General features: G+C 42.2%; 2 protein-coding genes. Both read left to right on the top strand.

Going from position 1 to position 5,799, the window contains the following annotated elements; genetic code table 11:
• Nucleotides 1–341 precede the first annotated feature (341 nt).
• Entirely contained in the window at nt 342–2,183 is a 1,842-nt protein-coding gene (typA, locus tag G586_RS0116815; RefSeq protein ID WP_026528639.1) for a translational GTPase TypA, read from the top strand.
• 440 nt (nt 2,184–2,623) lie between these two features.
• On the top strand, nt 2,624–5,419 hold the full coding sequence (locus tag G586_RS0116810; protein WP_026528638.1) for a leucine-rich repeat domain-containing protein: 2,796 nt from the start codon (nt 2,624–2,626) through the stop codon (nt 5,417–5,419).
• Nucleotides 5,420–5,799 lie beyond the last annotated feature (380 nt).

Genomic DNA, 5,799 nt, shown 5'->3' with positions numbered 1-5,799 from the left:
CAAGGTTCCAAAAGCGGTCTATGATATCCCAGGTGCTTTGAGATATAGCATCTGGATCAGGGTAATATTTGCGGAGATTTTCAACAACAAAGGTTTGGTAGTCGGCATGACTGCCACAATTAACAGGTAACATAAAATCGCCCTCCAATCAAAAAAATTACGGCCGCGCCGTAACGACACTTCCTTTTTAACAAGGGCGCGAAGCGCCGCATTTTTGGAGGTAAATGTCAAGTGTTTTTTGATAAAAAAGTGGGGGATTTTAATAAAAAAGGAATCTGAAAGCCGCATTGTTACTGGCTTATAGATTCCGAGAGTATATAATCATTCTACGGAGGAAAAACATGAAACAGACAAGAAACGATGTCAGAAACGTAGCAATCATAGCCCATGTCGACCACGGTAAAACAACACTGGTTGACGGACTGCTTCGCCAGAGCGGAGTATTTCGTGAGGGTCAGGACGTCGTAGAGCGCGTTATGGATTCAGGCGATATCGAGCGTGAGCGTGGAATCACCATTATGTCCAAGAATACAGCTATTTCCTATAAGGATATCAAGATCAACATCATTGATACTCCCGGTCACGCAGATTTCGGCGGAGAGGTTGAGCGAGTTCTTAAGATGGTTAACGGCGTTATTCTTGTCGTTGATGCTTTTGAAGGTGCTATGCCCCAGACCAAGTTCGTGCTTGGTAAGGCAATGGAGCTTGGACTTCCCGTAATCGTATGTATCAACAAGATCGACAGACCCGAGGCCAGACCCAACGAGGTTATCGATGAGGTTCTTGAGCTTCTTCTTGACCTTGGTGCTGATGATAAGCAGCTTGACTGCCCCTTCGTATTCGCATCAGCTAAGGCAGGTACATCTTCAATGTCACTTGATGAGCCCGGCAACGACCTCAAGCCTCTTCTTGATACAATCATCAACTATATTCCTGCTCCTGTGGGCGATCCCGATGCAGGCACACAGATGCTTATCAGCACAATCGACTACAACGAGTATGTAGGTCGTATCGGTGTAGGAAAAATTGATAACGGTTCAGTTAAGGTGAACCAGGAGGTTCTCGTAGTTAATCATCATGAGCCTGACAAGTCCTACAAGACTAAGATCAGTAAGCTTTATGAGTTCCAGGGTCTTGGCAAGGTTGAGGTTCAGGAGGCAGGCATCGGTTCAATCGTTGCAATTTCCGGTATTGAAGATCTTAAGATCGGTGATACCCTTTGCGCAGTAGATGCACCTAATGCTATTCCTTTCCAGAAGATTTCAGAGCCTACAATTTCAATGAACTTCATCGTTAATGACTCACCTCTTGCAGGTCAGGAAGGTAAATATGTAACTTCACGTCACATCCGTGACCGTCTTTATAGAGAGCTTAATACAGACGTATCTCTTAGAGTTGAGGATACAGATACAACAGAGACCTTCAAGGTTTCAGGTCGTGGTGAGCTTCACCTTTCAGTTCTTATCGAGACAATGCGCCGTGAGGGCTACGAGTTTGCAGTAAGTAAGGCCGAGGTTATCTACAAGGAAGACGAGAACGGCAAGAGACTTGAGCCCATGGAGAAGTGCTACATCGATGTTCCTGAGGAGTTTTCCGGTAGCGTTATCCAGAAGCTCGGTGAGAGAAAAGGTGAGATGATCAACATGGGACTTGCAAATGGCGGTTATACACGCCTTGAGTTCCTTATTCCTTCAAGAGGACTTATTGGTTACAGAGGTGAGTTCATGACAGATACCAAGGGTAACGGTATCATGAACACCATCTTCGATGGCTATGCACCTTACAAGGGAGATATCTCCTATCGTAAGCAGGGTTCACTTATCTCCTTCGAGACAGGTGAGGCAGTTACCTACGGTCTGTTCAACGCTCAGGAGCGTGGACAGCTCTTCATCAGCCCCGGTGATAAGGTATACTCAGGAATGGTCATCGGTACATCAGGTAAGAGTGAGGATATCGAGGTTAACGTTTGTAAGACTAAGCACCTCACCAACACAAGAACATCATCAGCAGATGAGGCTCTTAGACTTGTTCCTCCGCGTATCATGTCTCTTGAGCAGTGCATCGATTTCATCGATACAGACGAGCTCCTTGAGGTAACACCTACAACACTTCGTATCCGCAAGAAGATTCTTGATCCTACACTTCGTAAGAGAGCGAACTTCGCAGCTAAGAGTAAAAAATAATGATATGAGGCTGTCGCTTTATGCGACAGCCCCTTTTCAATTGAAGTGGGAATGACATCTTGCTGATTTATAGGTGTATATCTATCGCTATATAGGCAAGTTTTACGGGTTCCTGTCGCTACTTATCGGGGATAGTCATTGAGAAGGGAAAATTTGGCCTCCAAATAATCTATAAAACATTTAATAATATCTTTTTTTTAGGAAAAGTCTGCTGTTTTGACGTACTCTCATAACGAAAATCAGGTTGTAAATATCACACAAATATGAGATTATGTAAAAAGGTGGTTTAAATATGAGATGGAGGAGGCATATGCTAAGTACCAGAACAGCCCTGAGTGGCTGCGTTTTTAATACAATGATTATTATGCATATAGAAGGCGGATAGGCGCCGGGTAAATGGAAGTAGCTTTGCTAAATTATGTTGAAGGGAAATTTTTGTTATGAAGAATTATTTAAAATGGCTGGTTTTACTAGTCTTTTCAGTGATTGTACTTGGGGTATCGACGCAGGTTCATGCTGAAGAGAACACATACACGGTCACATTACATGCAGGGGAAGGATACTTCAATAATAACCCGGAGAAGAAAACAAAAAAGATTGACTATATTGATATAAATGCGACCAAAATCAATGTATACGAATATATAAACAGCAATGATCATATAGCTGGAAACAAGCTTATAACAGGTTGGTTTTATGATGAAGAATTGACACAGCCTGTAAAATATGCGGCAGTAGATGATGAGGATGATGCGGAAGAAGAGGATTATTTTAATGCAATAGTTTCACCGCAGAACAATAATCTGTATGCAGCGTGGGGTGATGCAGCTGTAATAACATACGATCCTAATGGCGGATTTTTTTTCGAGAACGGTGAAAAGATAAATACCTTTTCCCAATTGTGTGCTCCCGGAGAAAGCGTAAATTTACGCATAGATAGGATTAGATTATCAAATAGAACATCTTGGGGATCGAACTATGGCCAGATTGGCACTGACCAAGCAAAATATTTTAAGGGCTGGAGTAAGAAGAAAAATGGCAGCGTGATTACTTCTTACCAGGCAACTGAAGATGCAACATTATACGCGGTCTGGGCAGATGCTTATGTTGTTACGATAGATGGCAATGGCGGACAGATAGTTAATGATAATGTAGCTGCATATAAAATTGAAAAAGGCAGATCCTTTAAGAGCGCCGATATTAATGTTAGTTTACCGGATAAGCAAGGCAGCGTATTTGCAGGATATTCCAGAGATAAAAATGACAGAGAAAACATAATTACATCATTGGAAAATTATTTTCCTACAGAGGATGTTACATTCTACGCAATGTGGGATGATGGATGTGAAGTGACTTTTAACGCTGGAGAAGGAAATATAGTAGATATTGATCATCCTAAGACGGATGGTCCGTTTTCTATAAAATCCGGAGCATCATTCAAGGATGTTTATGGTCATTTTCCGACTAAAGCATATGCTCCTAGAAAAGCATTTATTGGATGGAATACCCAGGCAGATGGAACCGGAACTACTATAAAAGAGGATACACCTATATCCGGAAGCGGCGAAAAGACTCTTTATGCACAGTACACAAGTAATGTCTGGAGTGTTCACTATAAATGTATTGATGGTGAATTCGATGGTAATCCCGTTACGGGAGATGACGGTCCTTTGAAAGAATATTATGAGTATGTAAAGAAGGGGGACACAATTACTCTCGAGGATCATGGATATTACAGACACTATAAGAATGAGACGTGCTCACATCCATATTGTGAAGATGGTAATTCTTATGAACTCCAGGTTAACGCAGACATCACTATTTATGTCAAGTATGATCCGGATAATGGGGTAGATGATCCCGATGATGACGAATATCAGTTGTATGTTGATGATTCCGAATTATCAATAAAGCCCGGTCAATTCCAATATTTGTATGTATATGAACAAGGTGGAAATACTGTAGCAGATCCGAAATATGATTTGAATATAAGATATGGCAACAACTTAATAGAGAAAATTGAGCGAGGAAATCCAGATGAGGATGATGAAGACCATCCTGTTGCATGTTTTATTATCCATATGGCTGATACAGTAAGTGCATCAAATGCAACGGCTAACCTGATTTTGACATCCAAGAGTCAGGACGGCACACAGATATATGATAGTAAAGAGATTATTGTTTCAGCAGATGTTACGCCGCAATATCAGGTGACCCTGTCCCCTTCATATTTTGAAGAAACAATAGGAAAAAGAGAATCAAGAACAGTTAGCATGACATTGGATCCTGCTCCTGAGGGAAATGTGTCATATTTGTGGGAGATTGAAAGTTCCTCCGGGTCCATTCCTGATCCATCAAGTGTTGTAAGTTTATCAGATACAAATAAAGCGACCCTTAAGCTTGATTTTACCGGTTATTCACAGGGAATACAGGATGGTGACTGGATAAATCTGAGGCTTAGAGTTTTTGTTGATGGTGATGAAGTAGATATTTATGAGATTGATGACGAGGACGGAAGAAGACTGTACAGACACTATTACGATATCAATTTTGTAAATGGTGAAGCAGGTGACGAGCCTGGTAATGACGAGCCCGGTAATAACAGCGAAGAGCCTGGCAATAATGACGAGCCACACAATAACAATGACCAGCCGGGTAATGGGAATGCGGCAGGGGATAACAACCAGAATGGTTCAGGAAATCAGGCAGGACAAAATAATACACCTGCAGCACAGAATCCTGCTCCTGCAGAACAGAATGCTACACCGGCAGCTAATGGAACAGAAATAGATGGCAATACTGCTGGTAAAAATGGCAATTTCAAGGTTGTATCCTCAGATGCGAACGCACCTGCTGTAGCTTATGAGGCAGCTTTCAACAAGAAGGCAAAGAAGGTTGCAATACCTTCATCTGTCAAGGACGCAAATGGCGTTGAGTATGCTGTAACAGAGGTTTCTTCAAGTGCATGCTCCAAGAACAAGAAGCTTCAAAGCGTAACAATACCTGGCACTGTCACAAAGATTGGAAGCAAGGCTTTCAGCGGATGTGAAAACCTTGATAAAATCAAAATTTATGGCAACAATTTAACATCTGTAGGAAAGAATGCTTTCAAGAACATTAAGAAAGGCGCTAAGATTACAGTTGTCTGCAAGGACAAGAAGACCTTCAACAAGCTTGTGAAGAAGCTTAAGAAAGCCGGAGCTAAAGGCGCAACCTTTAAATTCAAGAAGGGTTGATTTATAGTAGAAGGGGCTGTCGCACTAAAGCGACAGCCCCTTTTTAGTTTGCGCGCCATGGGCGCACTCTAACAGGTGAAAGTCCTGAACACGCCCAGATAGTGGGAAGTGTATAGCCGAACAGCAAGGGTGTCCATCGCGAGATGGAATCTGAAGGAAGCTGTAAGCAAATCTCTGGTCCGACGGACAGAAATCACATATAAGGCTAGGCTACGAGAGATAAGTTGGCTAAAAGCAACGAAGTCTTATAACTATCACCTTTGTAGTAGCAGAGTAAATGTGGCGGATATATGGAGAGAAAGAGCGTGCACCTTAAGCGTGGAGGTCTCACAGAGGTTTCATTAGCCTAGTAACAACGAACTGTGAGAAGTCAGCCGAAC

Source organism: Butyrivibrio sp. VCD2006, from assembly GCF_000423925.1.
GTDB lineage: Bacteria > Bacillota > Clostridia > Lachnospirales > Lachnospiraceae > Butyrivibrio.
This window is presented reverse-complemented; position numbering and strand designations above follow the sequence as displayed.